Raw genomic sequence first — 13955 nt, forward strand, 5'->3', positions numbered from 1 at the left:
CAAGGCACGGATCCGAGGCGCGGCGGATGCGGGGGGCGCGGATGTGGCCGCTGCCGGTGCCGCAACCGCCGCTGCAGCATCGGGCGCAGTGCCGCCTGCCTGCGCCGCACGAGTCTCATCGTTGTCCCCTCCCAGGGCGTGGGCCGGTGCGCGGTGCGCCGCCGTAGCGGCGTCGGCCGGTTCGCGAACGTTCAATATACGACGACCGCGGGCCGGTAGTAGGCCGGACGGGCCGGTACCACGACGCAGCCGGTCAGGATGGCCGCCGCGAGCGTGAGCAGGATGAGGATTTTCATGATCGTGCGCCGGTTCGGTCGGAGTCATTCACCTGGACGGGCTCAGGCCCAGTGGCCCGGCACCCAGCGCCAGTTCGGACCGTGCGCGATCCAGTGGCCCGGCACCCAGTGGTAGCCCGCGCGCACCGGCTGCCAGTGGCCGGGACGCCAGACGTAATCGCCGTGCGCCCAGTGCCAGTGGCCCGGATCCCAGACGAAGCCGGGCCGCGGCGGCGGCACGGTTTCGACGCGCACCGGCGGCGGCGCGTGCGGCGCGATGATGACGGTCTGCGCGAACGCGGCGACCGGCACGGCAAACGAAGCGCTGGCGAGCGCCAGAACGGCGGCGCTGACGAGCGTGCGAAGCGATGGGTTCGACATGGAAACTCTCCCTCTTTCGTGACGGGCGCGGTGCTGGCTTGGCCCTTGTGCGAATTGAACGTAGCGAGGCGGGGAAATCCGTCGCGGGAGAGGTGAAAATTTTTTCGATGCGGCGCGCGGGCCGGTTTTCGGTGCGTCCTGGCGGCTTCCTTACTGCTTGCTCGTTGCTTCGAGCGCGATCCTTGCGTTCGGTTTACGGTGCAAGAATTACGGCGCGAGCAACGCCGGGGCACACGCCGCTACGGCGTCGCGCACGCGCACGATGGCTGCGTCGCGCATCGCGCTGGCGCGCCAGCCCAGTTCGATCGGATAGCCCGGCAGCGTGAGCGGGCACGCCACCATGCGCAGGCCAGTGAGCGCCGCGATGGCGCGCGCGGCGTGGCGCGGAATCGTGGCCACGGCCTGGGTGCCCGCGAGCAGATGCGGCAGCGCCGCGAAATGCGTGGTCGATGCGATCACGTTGCGCTTCAGGCCGTGCGCCGCGAGCGCTTCGTCGACGATGCCGACCACGCCGCCCGACGACACGAGAATATGGCCGCGCGCGACGAAGGCATCGAGCGTCAGGCCGTCGCTCTCACGCGTGTTCCTGTCACCGGGCGGGCACGACGCGGCGTCCAGCAGGCACGCGTAATCGCCCTGACCGAGCGCCTGATGACTGAGCCCGCGCGCGGAAAAACCGCCCGCCGCGATCGCCAGATCGATCTCCTGATTGGCGAGGCTGTCGCTCACGATCTGGCTGTAGGTCTGGCGAAAGATCACACGCAGGCCCGGCGCGTGCCGCGCGAGGTGCATCATGATCGGCTGGCCGAGCGCGAGTTCGAAGTCGTCGGAGAGGCCGATGGCGACGGCGCGGCCGTGAAAGTGCGTCGCGTGCGGCGAGGCGATCGCGAGCGACTGGCGGCATTTGTCGAGCGCTTCGCTGATCAGCGGCTTCAGTTCGCGGGCGCGCGCGGTCGGCGCGAGGCCGCGTCCGGTCGGCGTGAAGAGGCGGTCGGCGTAGAGTTCCCGCAGACGCTTGAGCGCCGCGCTGACCGCGGGCTGCGTCATGTCGAGGCGGATCGCCGCACGGCTCGCGCCGCCTTCCTCGAAGAGCGCTTCGAAGATCTTCAGCAGATTCAGGTCGACGTCGGAGATATCACTCGCAGGCATAGCTGAAATGGAGTGCGCCCGTGGGCGCGCGGTGGCGATCCCGCCATGATACGGACACGCACACATACGGAGAACATCATGTCGAAATCGAAGGTGGCCGCATTGCAGATCGGCTCGTCGGCGCAAGGCAAGGCCGCGACGCTCGAGCACATCCTGTCGTTCGAGGCGGCGATCCGCGACTCGGGCGCGCAGCTCGTGGTCATGCCCGAGGCGCTGCTCGGCGGCTATCCGAAGGGCGAGATCTTCGGCACGCGGCTGGGCTACCGTCTGCCCGAGGGGCGCGAGGCGTTCGCGGCGTACTACGAAAATGCCATCGACGTGCCGGGCGCCGAAACGGCCGCGCTAGCCGAACTGTCCGCGCGCTGCGGGGCGTCGATCGTGATCGGCGTGATCGAACGCGCGGGCAGCACGCTGTATTGCACGGCGCTCTTTTTCGATCCGCAGGCGGGACTGGTCGCGAAGCACCGCAAGCTCATGCCGACCGGCACCGAACGGCTGATCTGGGGGCAGGGCGACGGATCGACGCTGCCCGTGGTGAATACGGCGGCGGGCGTGGCGGGCGCGGCGATCTGCTGGGAGAATCACATGCCGCTGCTGCGCATGGCGATGTACGCGAAGGGCGTGCAGATCTGGTGCGCGCCGACCGTCGATGAACGCGAGATCTGGCAATGCTCGATGCGGCATATCGCCCACGAAGGGCGTTGCTTCGTGATCAGCGCGTGCCAGCTGCAGCCGTCGCCGTCGGCGCTCGGTATCGAGGTGCCGGGCTGGGATCCGGCGCGTCCGCTGATCAACGGCGGGAGCGTGATCGTCGGGCCGCTCGGCGAGATTCTCGCGGGACCGCTGCACGGCGAGACCGGCCTCGTGGTCGCGCAGATCGACACCGACGAGCTGATCCGCGCGCGCTACGACTTCGACGTGGTGGGCCATTACGCCCGTCCGGACGTGTTCGCGCTGAACGTGGACGAGCGCGCGAAGCGCAGCGTGCAGTTCACGGGCGGCGAGTCGGGCGGGCTGTGAATCGCCTGCGTCAATTTGATTCGTATCGCTAAGTAATCGATTGATGTAATGTGCGCCGCGCGAAGCGATTCGCGCGGCGCATTGTTGCCGCCCGCGTCATGCATTGATGCGCGCGGCGACATTGATCGGCGTGAGAGGGGCCGTTAGGCTCCCGGGTGGCCCGCGAGGCGCGGCCCCTCACTACACGCACGCTCCATGTCTGCACCGCAATCCACCGCGCCGCTCAGCGGCGGCAAGCTCGCGCTCGGCACCGTCGCCGTGTCGCTGGCGATGTTCATGAACGTGCTCGATTCGTCGATCGCGAACGTCGCCATTCCGACCATTTCCGGCGACCTCGGCGTGTCCGTCGACGAAGGCACGTGGGTCATCACGATCTTCGCGGCCGCCAACGCCGTTTCCATTCCGCTTACCGGCTGGCTCACGCAGCGCTTCGGCCAGGTGAAGCTGTTCATCACCTCGATCCTCTTGTTCGTGCTGGCCTCGTGGCTGTGCGGCATGGCGCCGAACCTGCCCACGCTGCTCGCCGCGCGTATTCTGCAGGGCGTGGTGGCCGGACCGCTCGCGCCGCTTTCGCAGGCGCTGCTGCTCGGCTCGTGGCCCAAACAGAAGTCGTCGACGGCGCTCGCGCTCTGGTCGATGACGGCGCTGATCGGGCCGATCGCGGGGCCGTCGCTCGGCGGCTGGATCACCTACGACTACAACTGGTCGTGGATCTTCTATATCAACGTGCCGGTGGGCCTGTTCGCCGCCGCCGTCACGTGGTTCATCTATCGCGACCGCGAGTCGGCCACGCGGCGCATGCCGATCGACGGCGTGGGGCTGATGCTGCTCGTCGTGTGGGTGGCCTCGCTGCAGATCATGCTCGACAAGGGCAAGGATCTCGCGTGGTTCGATTCGCCGCTGATCGTGACGCTCGCGATCGCGGCGCTGGTGGGCTTCGCGTTCTTCGTGGTGTGGGAGTTGACCGAACAGAATCCGGTGGTCGACATCCGCCTGTTTTCGCAGCGCAATTTCGCGGGCGGCACGATCTCGATCTCGGTGGCCTACGGCATGTTCTTCGGCACGCTCGTGCTGCTGCCGCAATGGATGCAGGGCTATCTCGGCTACCGCGCCGTGGATTCGGGCCTCACCACCGCGCCGCTCGGCATCTTCGCCGTGGTGCTCACGCCGATCATCGGGCGCATTCTGCCGCGTAGCGACCCGCGCTACATCGCCACGCTCGCGTTCATCGGCTTCGCCGCGGTGTTCTTCATGCGCACGCAGTTCTACACCGACGTCTCGCACTGGGACCTCGTGCTGCCCACGCTGCTACAGGGCATTCCGATGGCGATGTTCTTCGTGCCGCTCACCTCGATCATTCTTTCGGGGCTGCCGCCCGAGAAGATTCCGGCCGCGGCCGGGCTCTCGAACTTCGCGCGCACATTCTGCGGCGCGGTGGGCACCTCGCTGATCGGCAACGCCTGGAACGACCGCACGATCCTGCATCACGTGCGGCTCACGGAGCAGGCCAGCGCGACCAATCCGGCCTTCATGCAGAGCGTGGAGTCGGCGCGCCAGTCGCTGCACGTGGGCACCGACGCGGCCTATGGGTTGTTCAACTTTTCGGTGGATGCGCAGGCGGCGGTAATGGGGCTGAACGACATTTTCTATATCTCGGCGTTCATATTTATTGCCATCATTCCACTCATCTGGATTACGCGTCCTTCAAAAAGTTCCGCAGATTCTTCAAATACTGCCGGCGCACACTGATTAGGGGAACTTTTCGCGTTTAATTGAATACGGCCCGATATTCGGGCCGTTATCTTTTAATCGGGGATTGAAACGCGCGCGAAAGGCGGGCGTAATTAATAGTGCGCGACGGCGGTGAAATCGCGACGATTCGCCGCATGGTCCGCCAATAAAAATGGGGCGGCCCGCAGCAACGGACCACCCCACCTGTCCGTTGCAACTGTTCCGGAGTTTCTTCAGACCCGGAAATATTAGCACGGTCGCAAGCCTTGAATTAACACACTTTTGACAATAATCAAGTTCGCGATCTTGACAGTGGCGTCGCGTGATTGCCACAGCTCTGTGACAGACAGATGACGCACGCGATGCGATTTTTCCCTTTGCGTACAAGGTTTTAAGCGCCGATTTTTGGATATTTCCATATTTCGCAAATATCTGTTCCAGCACTTGCGTACTGCGATTTGCGCACTTTGGCACTTAAACTTCGCTGCGAGATTGCCGGGATGGCTCCAATACCCGGATCCATTCAGGTCAGTCTGAATGTCAATTTAAGGAAAGTCATGAAGAACACTCTGATTATCGCGGGCGTCCTGAGCGCCTTCGCAGTTTCGGCTCACGCACAAAGCAGCGTCACGCTGTACGGTTCGCTGGATGCGGGTATCGTCTACGCGAACAACGTCGGTGGCCACCAGCAGTGGAACCAGGGCAGCGGCTCGCTGTCGGACACGTACTTCGGCCTGAAGGGCAGCGAAGACCTCGGTGGCGGTCTGCATGCGATCTTCACGTTGGAAAACGGCTTCAACCTGGGCAACGGCAAGAACACGGAAAGCAACACCATGTTCAACCGTCAGGCTTACGTGGGTCTGCAAAGCGACCGCTTCGGTACGCTGACGCTGGGCCGCCAGTACGACTCGATGGTTGACTACCTGTCGCCGCTGTCGGAAGCAGGCGCTGGCTACGGCAACAACATGGCCGGCCACCCGTTCGACAACGACAACCTCGACCACTCGTTCTCGATCAAGAACGCAGTGAAGTACACGAGCGCGAACTACGCTGGCTTCAAGTTCGGCGGCCTGTATGGCTTCAGCAACGACGCTGGCCAATTCTCGAACAACCGCGCATGGAGCGTTGGTGCTTCGTACAGCAACGGCCCGTTGAACGCTGCAGCTTCGTACCTGCAGATGAACAACTCGCTGACCAGCACGAACACGAGCGGTGCAAACTCGGCTGGTGCAGGCAACAACTACAACCTGTCGGCTGAAACGCAACGCACGTTCGGTGCAGGCGCGAACTACACGTACGGCCCGGCAACGGTCGGCTTCGTGTGGACGCACACGCAGTACCAGAACCTGATCGCTGGCGCGCAGAACGGCACGACCTCGACGTTCACGATCCCGACGGGCACGGACCTGCGTCTCGACAACTTCGAACTGAACGGCCGCTACGCGCTGACCCCGGCTCTGAGCCTGGACGCTGCATACACGTTCACGGACGGCCGCATCAAGAACGCAACGGGTTCGGGCGATCCGAAGTGGCAGACGGTTTCGCTGCAAGCTGACTACTCGCTCTCGAAGCGCACCGACGTGTACGTCGAAGGCGTGTACCAGCACGCATCGGGTTCGCTGGGCAACGGCGTCTCGAACTTCGCAATGATCAACACGCTGTCGGCATCGAGCACGTCGAACCAGGTCGCTGCTACGGTTGGTCTGCGTCACCGCTTCTAATCGAAGCTTGATGTAAGCCTTCATCGTCAGACGAAGGGCGCGAGGAGCGGATCGGCCGGTCCGGTCCCGCGCTGCTCGATTGACGATCGAACTGGCCCGTCATGCGGATCGCGCTCACAAGGCGCGTTTCGCTGGCGGGCCAGTTTGTTTTTGTGCGGCGTGTTTTGGACCGCCGCGATAGCGTGCCGCGAGATATTGCGGCATGCGCGGAACCGTTTTACCCTGTGAGTCGCCATCTCACACGGGAGTCCGCCGATGCAAGCGTTGCCCTTACGTTTGTCCCCCGGAGACGATCTGCGCGAAACACTCGCCGCCGCGCTCGCGAGGCACGGCGTGCAGGCAGCGTTTGTCGTGCAGGGCATCGGCAGCCTGAGCGCGGTGGAGCTGCGCTACGCGGGCGTCGATACACCGGCGTCGCTGCGAGGCGATTTCGAAATTCTCACGCTGGCCGGTTCGCTGTCGCGCGATGGCGCGCATCTGCATGCGAGCGTGTCCGACGCACAAGGCCGCGTATTGGGCGGCCACGTCGCGCACGGCTGCATCGTACGCACGACCGCCGAAGTGCTGCTCATGCTCTTGCCCGATTACGTGTTCACGCGCGAGCACGATGCACAAACCGGCTTCATGGAGCTCGTCGCGCGAAAGTCGTAGCGTGTAACGCGTCATGCGAAAAACGCGGACGTGAAAAAACGGCGGCCGGTCGATGACCGTGCCGCCGTTTTCTTTTCCACCAGGTCGCTATGTTGCGATACCGCTGTGCGCGACTTAGAACTTCAGACGCATACCTGCGGCCACCACGGCTTGCGTGTTGCTCGACGAAGCCGCGAGGTTGTAGATCGACGCATTGCCCAGCACGGCGATGCCGTTCGCGCCCGAAACGCGCTGATACGTGCCTTCAAGATACAGATCGGTGCGCTTCGAAAGCGCGTAGTCGGCCTGCAGCATGAACTGGTTCCAGTGCGGCGACGCGTTGCCCGCCGCGCGGCTCAGCGAACCGTCGGTGTAGGTGTACGAACCGCCGAGGCTGAATTGCGGCGTGAGCTGGTAGCGGCCGTTCACTTCGTAGTTGTTGAACGTGAGGTAGTCGGCGTCGAAGGTGTTGAGCGAGCCGCCCTGCGCGATTTCCGTCGGCGAGGCGATCATCGTGCGCGTGAACACCACGCCAACCTTGGCCGCGCCGATCGTGTAGCTGCCGCCCGCGCCGAGCGTGCGCGTACGTGCGCTGACGAACATCGGATCGTTGTCGGTGCTGGTGCCCGCGGAGAGCGCGCCGCCCGTGGTCGAGCCCGGGTTGTTGCCCTGGAAGTACGCGACCGCGAGGTTGATCGGACCGCCGTTCCACGACGCGCCGAAGGTGTACGCGTTGTTCATCGAGAAGCCGCCGCCCTGGTTGCTGAACGCGTAGGCGCCTTCGACCTGGAAGCCCGAGTAGATCGGGCTGCGGTACTTGACGGCGTTGTTCATGCGCACGTCGTTATTCAGGTTGTCGTTGTCGAACGGGTGATCGGCGATATTGCCGCCGAAGCCCGAGCCCGTTGCCGACATCGGCGCGATCATGTCGACGAGCGCGTCGTACTGGCGGCCCAGCGTGAGCGAGCCGTATTGATCGCTGGAGAGGCCAACCCAGGCTTGCCGGCCGAACAGATAGCCGCCGTTCGAGCCCTTGCCGTTGACGACCGAGAAGCCGTTTTCGAGCTGGAAGATCGCCTTGAGGCCACCACCGAGATCCTCGGAGCCGCGCAGACCCCAGCGGCTCGTGCTCACGTTGCCCGACTGCACGGCCCAGGCCGAGCCGTGACCCGCCGACGACTTCTGGTTGCTGATGTAGTCGATCCCTGCGTCGACGGTACCGTACAGCGTGACGCTGCTTTGTGCGTGCGCCATCGACGACGCTGCCACGGTGGCGAGAGCGAGAGTATTCAACAACGCTTTTTTCATGTCGATTCCGTAGAAGAAAAGAATTTCGCCGCGCGGACAGGTGAGCGTGTGATTAGTAGTCCGATGGGGATCTATGAGCCCGTGCGGCGGGAACCGAGAATTTAAGGAAATGCAATTACAGGTCCGTGTCGAAAACGGCCTGCTAAATGAAACTTGGTTTAAGTTTTTGATGCGAAAAATTTAGAATCGCGCGCGGCGGGCCGGAATACCGCGCGGAACAGGGGCTGGGAGGCGAGCAGGGAATCCCGCCGAAAGGTCTTGAAAGCGGATGAACAGGGCGGCGAACCGCGCCACGTTGCAGCATGTGTGGCGCGGGAACGACGCTAATTGACGCGCCGATTGACGCGCTAATTGAAGAACGGCTAATCGACGATCTTTTTAGCCACGAACACGCCGAGCACCAGGAACGCGATGCACAGCACGAGGAAAATGAAAAACAGAATCTTGGCGATCGCGGCGGCGCCGGCGGCGACGCCCGTAAAGCCAAACAAGGCCGCAACAACGGCCACAATAGCAAAGAACAATGCCATCTTGAGCATTCGTTTTCTCCTGACGAGCGTGGGCGAGCCGGAAATCGCCTGAATGTTTCAGGCGCCCGGCCAAGGCCAGTTTGACCTTGCGGACAAAGAGCAAACGGTGTTCCCGGGGCGGCTTCGCCGGCCCTTCAACGCCCGGTGCGCTCGCGCATGGCTTGCGCCACAGCCTCGCGCACGCAGGCTGAAAGCAGATCGGACGCATGCGTGTGCGCCGCGCGAGCAGGGCGCGCGATAACGAGCGGCTGCACGATGGTCGATTCGCGGATCGGGCGTTCGGCGATGAGCGGCGTCTGCGCCACGCCGGGGCTTTGCGTGATGAGCAGCGAGACGCCCAGCCCGCTCGCCACCATCGAGCGGACGAGTTCGATCGAGGTCGCGCGATAACGCACGTTGGGCGACAGCCCGCATTGCCAGAACGGCGCCATCAGGAAGTCGCGGCTTTGCGGCAGGTCGATCTGGATAAATGGCTCTTTCGCGAGATCGTGCAGCGATACGGCGCGCTTGCGCTTCGCGAGCGCGGACGCAGCGGGCACCAGCGCATACGGCTTCAGTTCGGCGAGACACTCGCGTTCGATGTCGTCGGGCAGGCCCACGTCGTACATCAGCGCGAAGTCGATCTGGCGCTTGTGCAGCCAGGTGTCGAGCTGGGCGAGATCGCCTTCCACGAACCGGATCGACAGGCGCGGGAAGCGCGCCTGCGCGATCTTGAGCACGCGCGGCAGATAGACCGGCGCAATTGTGCGGAACACGCCCACCTGTACATGGCCGCCGTCTTCGTCGCCGGTGTCGTCGGTTTCGAATGCCGAGGCCGAGGCGAGCAGCCCACGCGCTTCCGCGAGTTTGCGCTCGCCGAACTGCGTGAGCGTCATGCCCGTGCCCGCGCCGCGCGAAAACAGCGGCGCGCTGAAATGCGCTTCGAGTTCGCGGATGGCCACCGAGATCGACGGCTGCGAAACGTTCAGATGTTTGGCGGCGGCGGTCGTGCTGCCGGTTTCGGCGGCGGTGACGAAGTAACGCAGCAGTCGCAGTGAAAGGCTCATTCGGCTTGCTCGGATAGGCGCGCGCGGGGCTATATAAAAAACGTATAGGCGTTAATTTATTCCAGTATTTTATCTTATGCCCGACGCGGCGCAGAATCGGCTCACCGGTCGACTCGACCGGATGTTCAGGAGACTCCGCCGTGACTGATTCCGTGTTGCCGCTGCAAGGTGTTCGTGTGATCGATTTTTCCCGCGTGCTGGCAGGGCCGCTGTGCTCGGCGCTGCTCGGCGATCTGGGCGCGGAGGTCATCAAGATCGAGCCGCCGGGCGGCGACGACTATCGCGCGATCGGCCCCTTCGCGGCAGGCGAAAGCGGTCTGTTCAGCGCGATGAACCGCAACAAGCAGAGCGTCGTGATCGACCTGAAGACGGACGCGGGACGCGCGCTCGCGCAGTCGCTTTGCGCGCAGGCCGATGTGGTGGTCGAGAACTTTCGCCCCGGCGTGGCGACGCGGCTCGGCATTGGCTACGAGACGCTGGCGGTGCGCAATCCGGCGCTCGTTTATGCGAGTGTGTCGGGCTTCGGGCAGAGCGGGCCGGAGTCGCATCGACCGGCTTACGACATCATTCTGCAAGCGATGTGCGGGCTCATGGATGCGACCGGCGCACCCGATGGCGAGCCGACGGTCATCGGCGAGTCGGTGTCCGATGTGGTGAGCGGGATCTTCGCTTCGTGGGGCGTGCTCGCCGCGCTGCTGGCCCGCGAGCGCACAGGAAAAGGCACGCACGTCGACGTTGCGATGTTCGACGCCACGCTGAGCCTGACCGCCACGCTCGTGTCGCGCTACGCCACGACCGGGGCGTCGCAGCGGCGCGTGGGCAACCGTCATCCGTCCTCGGCGCCGTTCGGCGCATTCCACGCACGCGATGGCCACTTTGTGGTGGCCGTGCTGAACAACCGGCTGTTCACGCGGCTGGCGCAGGCGATCGGCGCGCCGGATCTGCCTGACGACCCGCGATTCGCGAGCGATAGTTTGCGTTGCGAACACGAAGCGGCGCTGCGCGAGCGTATCGAAGCATGGTCGAGCGAGTTGACCGTGGCGCAGGTGAATGCGGCATTGAGCGATGCCGGTATTCCTGTGGCGCCGATTCAAAGCGTGCGCGCGGCGCTCGAAAGCGACCAGGCGCGCGAACGTGGCTTGTTGACCGACGCTCCTTCGGGCGACGGCAAGACCGTTCGTCTGCCGCGCCAGCCCGTGAAATTTTCCGCGTATCCGAACACGCGTTCGACGCGCGCGCCGCGCCTCGGCGAGCATACGCTGGCCGTGCTGTCGCAAAAGCTTGGACTCGACGACGAACAGATCGCCGCATTGTGCGACGCCGGTGCAATCACCGCGCTACATCATCACGCGAACAAAGATTCGTATAACGAAATAAACGAGGAGAAGACGCATGCTTAAGCGACTGGGCGTGAGCGACGCCGATCTGGAAATTGCCGATGCGATTCGCCGTTACGCGCAAACCGAACTCGCGCCGCGCGCGGCGCAGGTCGATCACGAGGAAATCGCGACGACGCGCTACGTGAGCGCACTCGCCGAACTCGGCGTGATGGGCATGAATCTGCCGGAGCGATGGGGCGGCATTGGCGCGACGCCTGCCGCGATCATCCTCGCGCTTTCGGAGATCGCGGCCGCGTGTGCGGCCACGTCGTCGATGATCGGCGCGCATTATCTCGCCACCGACTCGCTGCTGATCGGCGCCGACGACGCGTTGCGCGAGCGCTATCTGCCCGACGCAGCGGCGGGCGTCAAACTCGGCGCCTTCGCGTTGACGGAGCCGCAGGCCGGCTCGAATCCCGCGGGCATGAAAACCGTCGCGCAGCGCGAAAGTAACGGCTACCGGCTGCGTGGCACCAAGCATTTCATTTCGAATGCGGGCGCAGCGCAATTTATCGTGGTGTATGCGAAGACGTCGCCCGATCAGGGCACGCGCGGCATCAGCGCATTCGTGGTCGATACGGATACGCCGGGCGTGACCATTTCCGGCGCGGAAAAGTTGATGGGCATACGCGGCGCACCGGCGCACGAAATCGCGCTCGATTGTTTCGTGCCGGAAGTGAATCGTCTGGGCGAAGAGGGTACGGGCTTTCGCACGGCGATGAAAGTGCTCGACAACAGCCGCCTCGATGTGGCGGCGACGAGTCTCGGTATCGCGGAAGCGGCGCTCTCCGACGCGGTCGAATGGGCGAAGCAACGCGAAGTGGGCGGCGAAGCGCTCGCGCGCAAGCAAGGTTTGCAGTGGGTATTCGCCGATATGAAGACGCGGCTCGAAGCCGCCTGGCTGCTCACCTTGCAGGCGGCCGCGCGGCGAGGCGCGGGCGAGCCGTTCACGGACGCCGCGTCGATGGCGAAACTCTACGCCTCGGAAATGGTGGGATTCGTAACCGACGCCGCCCTGCAAATGCATGGCGGATACGGCTTCACGCGCGAGCTGCGTGTGGAGCGACTCGTGCGCGACGCGCGGATTCTGCGCATCTACGAAGGATCTTCGGAGATTCAACGCACGGTGATCGCGCGCGCCGTGCTCGCCTGAGTTTGCGGACGCCAGACGCACACCGGGTTTATCACGTCTGGTACACGCGTTTTTTGTTCATATAAATTAATCGAGCAGCCTTTTAAGCCGTTTTATTCGCACCCTCATCCTCCAGCAGTTCTGCTCACAAGGAGCGAAGCATGGCTCGCACCGCAACACGTACTGCAAAACCTTCGTTGGTCGAGCGGCGCTCGATCGACTATATTCCCGACGCCGAACGCCACGGCAGCCTGCGCAGTCAGTTCACGCTGTGGTTCGGCGCGAACCTGCAGATCACCGCCGTGGTGGTCGGCGCGCTCGCGGTGGTATTGGGCGGCGACGTTTTCTGGTCGGTGATCGGTTTGCTCATCGGGCAATTGCTGGGCGGCGTCGTGATGGCGCTGCACGGCGCGCAGGGTCCGCAACTCGGCTTGCCGCAGATGATTTCAAGCCGCGTGCAATTCGGCGTGTACGGCGCGATTATTCCGCTCGTGCTCGTTTGCGTGATGTATGTGGGATTTTCGGCGGGCGGCACCGTGCTGGCCGGGCAGGCGATTTCCGAATTGCTCAACGTGGGCAATACCTCGGCCATCCTGATCTTCGCGGCCATCGTGATCCTGCTGGCGGGTCTCGGTTATCGCACGATACATGCGATGGGGCGCGTGGCGAGCGTGGTCGGCACGCTGGCGTTTCTATATCTGTTTGCGAGTTTGTTGCACGGTCACGCGTGGGCGACGCTGGCGGCCAACCGGCATTTCACGCCCGCTTCGTTTCTGCTGGCGGTGTCGCTTTCCGCGTCGTGGCAAATCGCTTATGGTCCTTACGTGGCCGATTATTCGCGCTATCTGCCGAAATCGACTTCGCCGCTGAAGACTTTCTTCGCCGTGTTCAGCGGCACGGTGGTCGGCGCGCAAGTGGCGATGACCTTCGGCGTGTTTGCTGCCGCGCTGGCGGGCGACCGCTTCGCGGGCCACGAGGTGGCCTTCGTGGTCGGGCTCGGCGCAACGGGTGCGATCGCGGGCATTCTCTATCTGACGATCGCGCTGGGCAAGCTCACGATCACCACGCTCAATGCCTACGGCAGCGTGATGTCGGTGGCGGCGATCATTACCGGAATCGGCCAGCGTCGCGAGATTTCAGGCCGTACGCGGATTGCATTCGTGATTCTCACGGTGAGCGTGTCGAGCGCGATCGCGCTCGCGGGTCAGCATGCGTTTCTGAAAGCGTTCTCGTCGTTTCTGCTGTTTCTGCTGATCTTCTTCACGCCGTGGAGCGCGATCAATCTGGTCGACTACTACTGCGTGACGCGCGAACGCTACGACGTCCCGGCGCTGTTCGACGCGAATGGCCGATATGGACGCTGGAACAGCGTGGGTATCACGATCTACGTGCTGGGCGTGCTGGTGCAGATGCCGTTTGTCGCCACGGGCTTTTATACGGGGCCGTGGGTCGATCGGCTGGGCGGCGTGGATATTTCGTGGATCGTCGGCATCGTGGTGCCGGGCGCGCTGTATTACTTCGCGACGCGCTTTGCCCGTTCGAACGCGCCCGAGCAGATGATCCTGCCGGAAGCGGCGGGCGGTATCGAAGCGCGTTAAAAAACGGCCCAGACGTGCAGGAGGGGCGCACGCCGGGCCAAACAGCGGCGCCGTA

The 13955-nt window shown here is 64.0% G+C and carries 12 protein-coding genes; 7 read left to right on the plus strand and 5 right to left on the minus strand.

The genetic code is table 11. The features are described from left to right. Positions 1-338: 338 nt before the first annotated feature. Positions 339-656, minus strand: coding sequence for a YXWGXW repeat-containing protein (locus G3N97_RS04265; protein WP_205992060.1), 318 nt, complete (start codon positions 654-656; stop codon positions 339-341). 207 nt (positions 657-863) lie between these two features. After that, positions 864-1805 (minus strand): LysR family transcriptional regulator, encoded by a 942-nt coding sequence (locus G3N97_RS04270; RefSeq protein ID WP_205992062.1) that lies wholly within the window; start codon positions 1803-1805, stop codon positions 864-866. A 78-nt stretch (positions 1806-1883) separates the two neighbouring features. Here G3N97_RS04270 and G3N97_RS04275 point away from each other — a divergent pair, with 78 nt between their 5' ends. From G3N97_RS04275 to G3N97_RS04290, 4 genes are all read left to right on the plus strand, one after another. Beyond that, a complete protein-coding gene (locus G3N97_RS04275) occupies positions 1884-2825 on the plus strand; it encodes a carbon-nitrogen hydrolase family protein (protein ID WP_205992063.1) in 942 nt (313 codons plus the stop codon). A gap of 195 nt (positions 2826-3020) precedes the next feature. Next, entirely contained in the window at positions 3021-4574 is a 1554-nt protein-coding gene (locus G3N97_RS04280; protein ID WP_205992065.1) for a DHA2 family efflux MFS transporter permease subunit, read from the plus strand. 539 nt (positions 4575-5113) lie between these two features. Next, on the plus strand, positions 5114-6277 hold the full coding sequence (locus tag G3N97_RS04285) for a porin (protein WP_205992067.1): 1164 nt from the start codon (positions 5114-5116) through the stop codon (positions 6275-6277). Positions 6278-6532: 255 nt separating this feature from the next. Then, positions 6533-6928, plus strand: a complete 396-nt coding sequence (locus tag G3N97_RS04290) for a PPC domain-containing DNA-binding protein (protein ID WP_205992068.1) — start codon at positions 6533-6535, stop codon at positions 6926-6928. 114 nt (positions 6929-7042) lie between these two features. On the opposite strand, the gene G3N97_RS04295 is transcribed toward G3N97_RS04290, so the two are convergent. From G3N97_RS04295 to G3N97_RS04305, 3 genes are all read right to left on the minus strand, one after another. Beyond that, positions 7043-8215, minus strand: a complete 1173-nt coding sequence (locus G3N97_RS04295; protein ID WP_205992069.1) for a porin — start codon at positions 8213-8215, stop codon at positions 7043-7045. Positions 8216-8577: 362 nt separating this feature from the next. After that, positions 8578-8754 (minus strand): DUF1328 domain-containing protein, encoded by a 177-nt coding sequence (locus G3N97_RS04300; protein WP_074982537.1) that lies wholly within the window; start codon positions 8752-8754, stop codon positions 8578-8580. A gap of 125 nt (positions 8755-8879) precedes the next feature. After that, complete coding sequence (locus tag G3N97_RS04305) at positions 8880-9791, minus strand: LysR family transcriptional regulator (protein ID WP_205992071.1); 912 nt, start codon at positions 9789-9791, stop codon at positions 8880-8882. 140 nt (positions 9792-9931) lie between these two features. Here G3N97_RS04305 and G3N97_RS04310 point away from each other — a divergent pair, with 140 nt between their 5' ends. From G3N97_RS04310 to G3N97_RS04320, 3 genes are all read left to right on the plus strand, one after another. After that, positions 9932-11191: a CoA transferase gene (locus G3N97_RS04310; protein WP_205992073.1), complete on the plus strand. Its 1260-nt coding sequence runs from the start codon at positions 9932-9934 to the stop codon at positions 11189-11191. Then, positions 11184-12323, plus strand: a complete 1140-nt coding sequence (locus G3N97_RS04315) for an acyl-CoA dehydrogenase family protein (RefSeq protein WP_205992075.1) — start codon at positions 11184-11186, stop codon at positions 12321-12323. The genes G3N97_RS04310 and G3N97_RS04315 overlap by 8 nt, the downstream gene beginning before the upstream one ends. Before the next feature lie 140 nt (positions 12324-12463). Further along, positions 12464-13900 (plus strand): cytosine permease, encoded by a 1437-nt coding sequence (locus tag G3N97_RS04320; protein WP_205992077.1) that lies wholly within the window; start codon positions 12464-12466, stop codon positions 13898-13900. Positions 13901-13955 lie beyond the last annotated feature (55 nt).

The sequence above is a fragment of the Paraburkholderia sp. Ac-20347 genome, from assembly GCF_017104805.1.
GTDB classification, from domain to species: domain Bacteria; phylum Pseudomonadota; class Gammaproteobacteria; order Burkholderiales; family Burkholderiaceae; genus Paraburkholderia; species Paraburkholderia tropica.

What these genes read in the sequence shown, in the direction of transcription:
- G3N97_RS04265 (WP_205992060.1), bottom strand. Translation starts at nt 656, where the DNA reads ATGTCGAACCCATCGCTTCGCACGCTCGTCAGCGCCGCCGTTCTGGCG.
- G3N97_RS04270 (WP_205992062.1), bottom strand. Translation starts at nt 1,805, where the DNA reads ATGCCTGCGAGTGATATCTCCGACGTCGACCTGAATCTGCTGAAGATC.
- G3N97_RS04275 (WP_205992063.1), top strand. Translation starts at nt 1,884, where the DNA reads ATGTCGAAATCGAAGGTGGCCGCATTGCAGATCGGCTCGTCGGCGCAA.
- G3N97_RS04280 (WP_205992065.1), top strand. Translation starts at nt 3,021, where the DNA reads ATGTCTGCACCGCAATCCACCGCGCCGCTCAGCGGCGGCAAGCTCGCG.
- G3N97_RS04285 (WP_205992067.1), top strand. Translation starts at nt 5,114, where the DNA reads ATGAAGAACACTCTGATTATCGCGGGCGTCCTGAGCGCCTTCGCAGTT.
- G3N97_RS04290 (WP_205992068.1), top strand. Translation starts at nt 6,533, where the DNA reads ATGCAAGCGTTGCCCTTACGTTTGTCCCCCGGAGACGATCTGCGCGAA.
- G3N97_RS04295 (WP_205992069.1), bottom strand. Translation starts at nt 8,215, where the DNA reads ATGAAAAAAGCGTTGTTGAATACTCTCGCTCTCGCCACCGTGGCAGCG.
- G3N97_RS04300 (WP_074982537.1), bottom strand. Translation starts at nt 8,754, where the DNA reads ATGCTCAAGATGGCATTGTTCTTTGCTATTGTGGCCGTTGTTGCGGCC.
- G3N97_RS04305 (WP_205992071.1), bottom strand. Translation starts at nt 9,791, where the DNA reads ATGAGCCTTTCACTGCGACTGCTGCGTTACTTCGTCACCGCCGCCGAA.
- G3N97_RS04315 (WP_205992075.1), top strand. Translation starts at nt 11,184, where the DNA reads ATGCTTAAGCGACTGGGCGTGAGCGACGCCGATCTGGAAATTGCCGAT.
- G3N97_RS04320 (WP_205992077.1), top strand. Translation starts at nt 12,464, where the DNA reads ATGGCTCGCACCGCAACACGTACTGCAAAACCTTCGTTGGTCGAGCGG.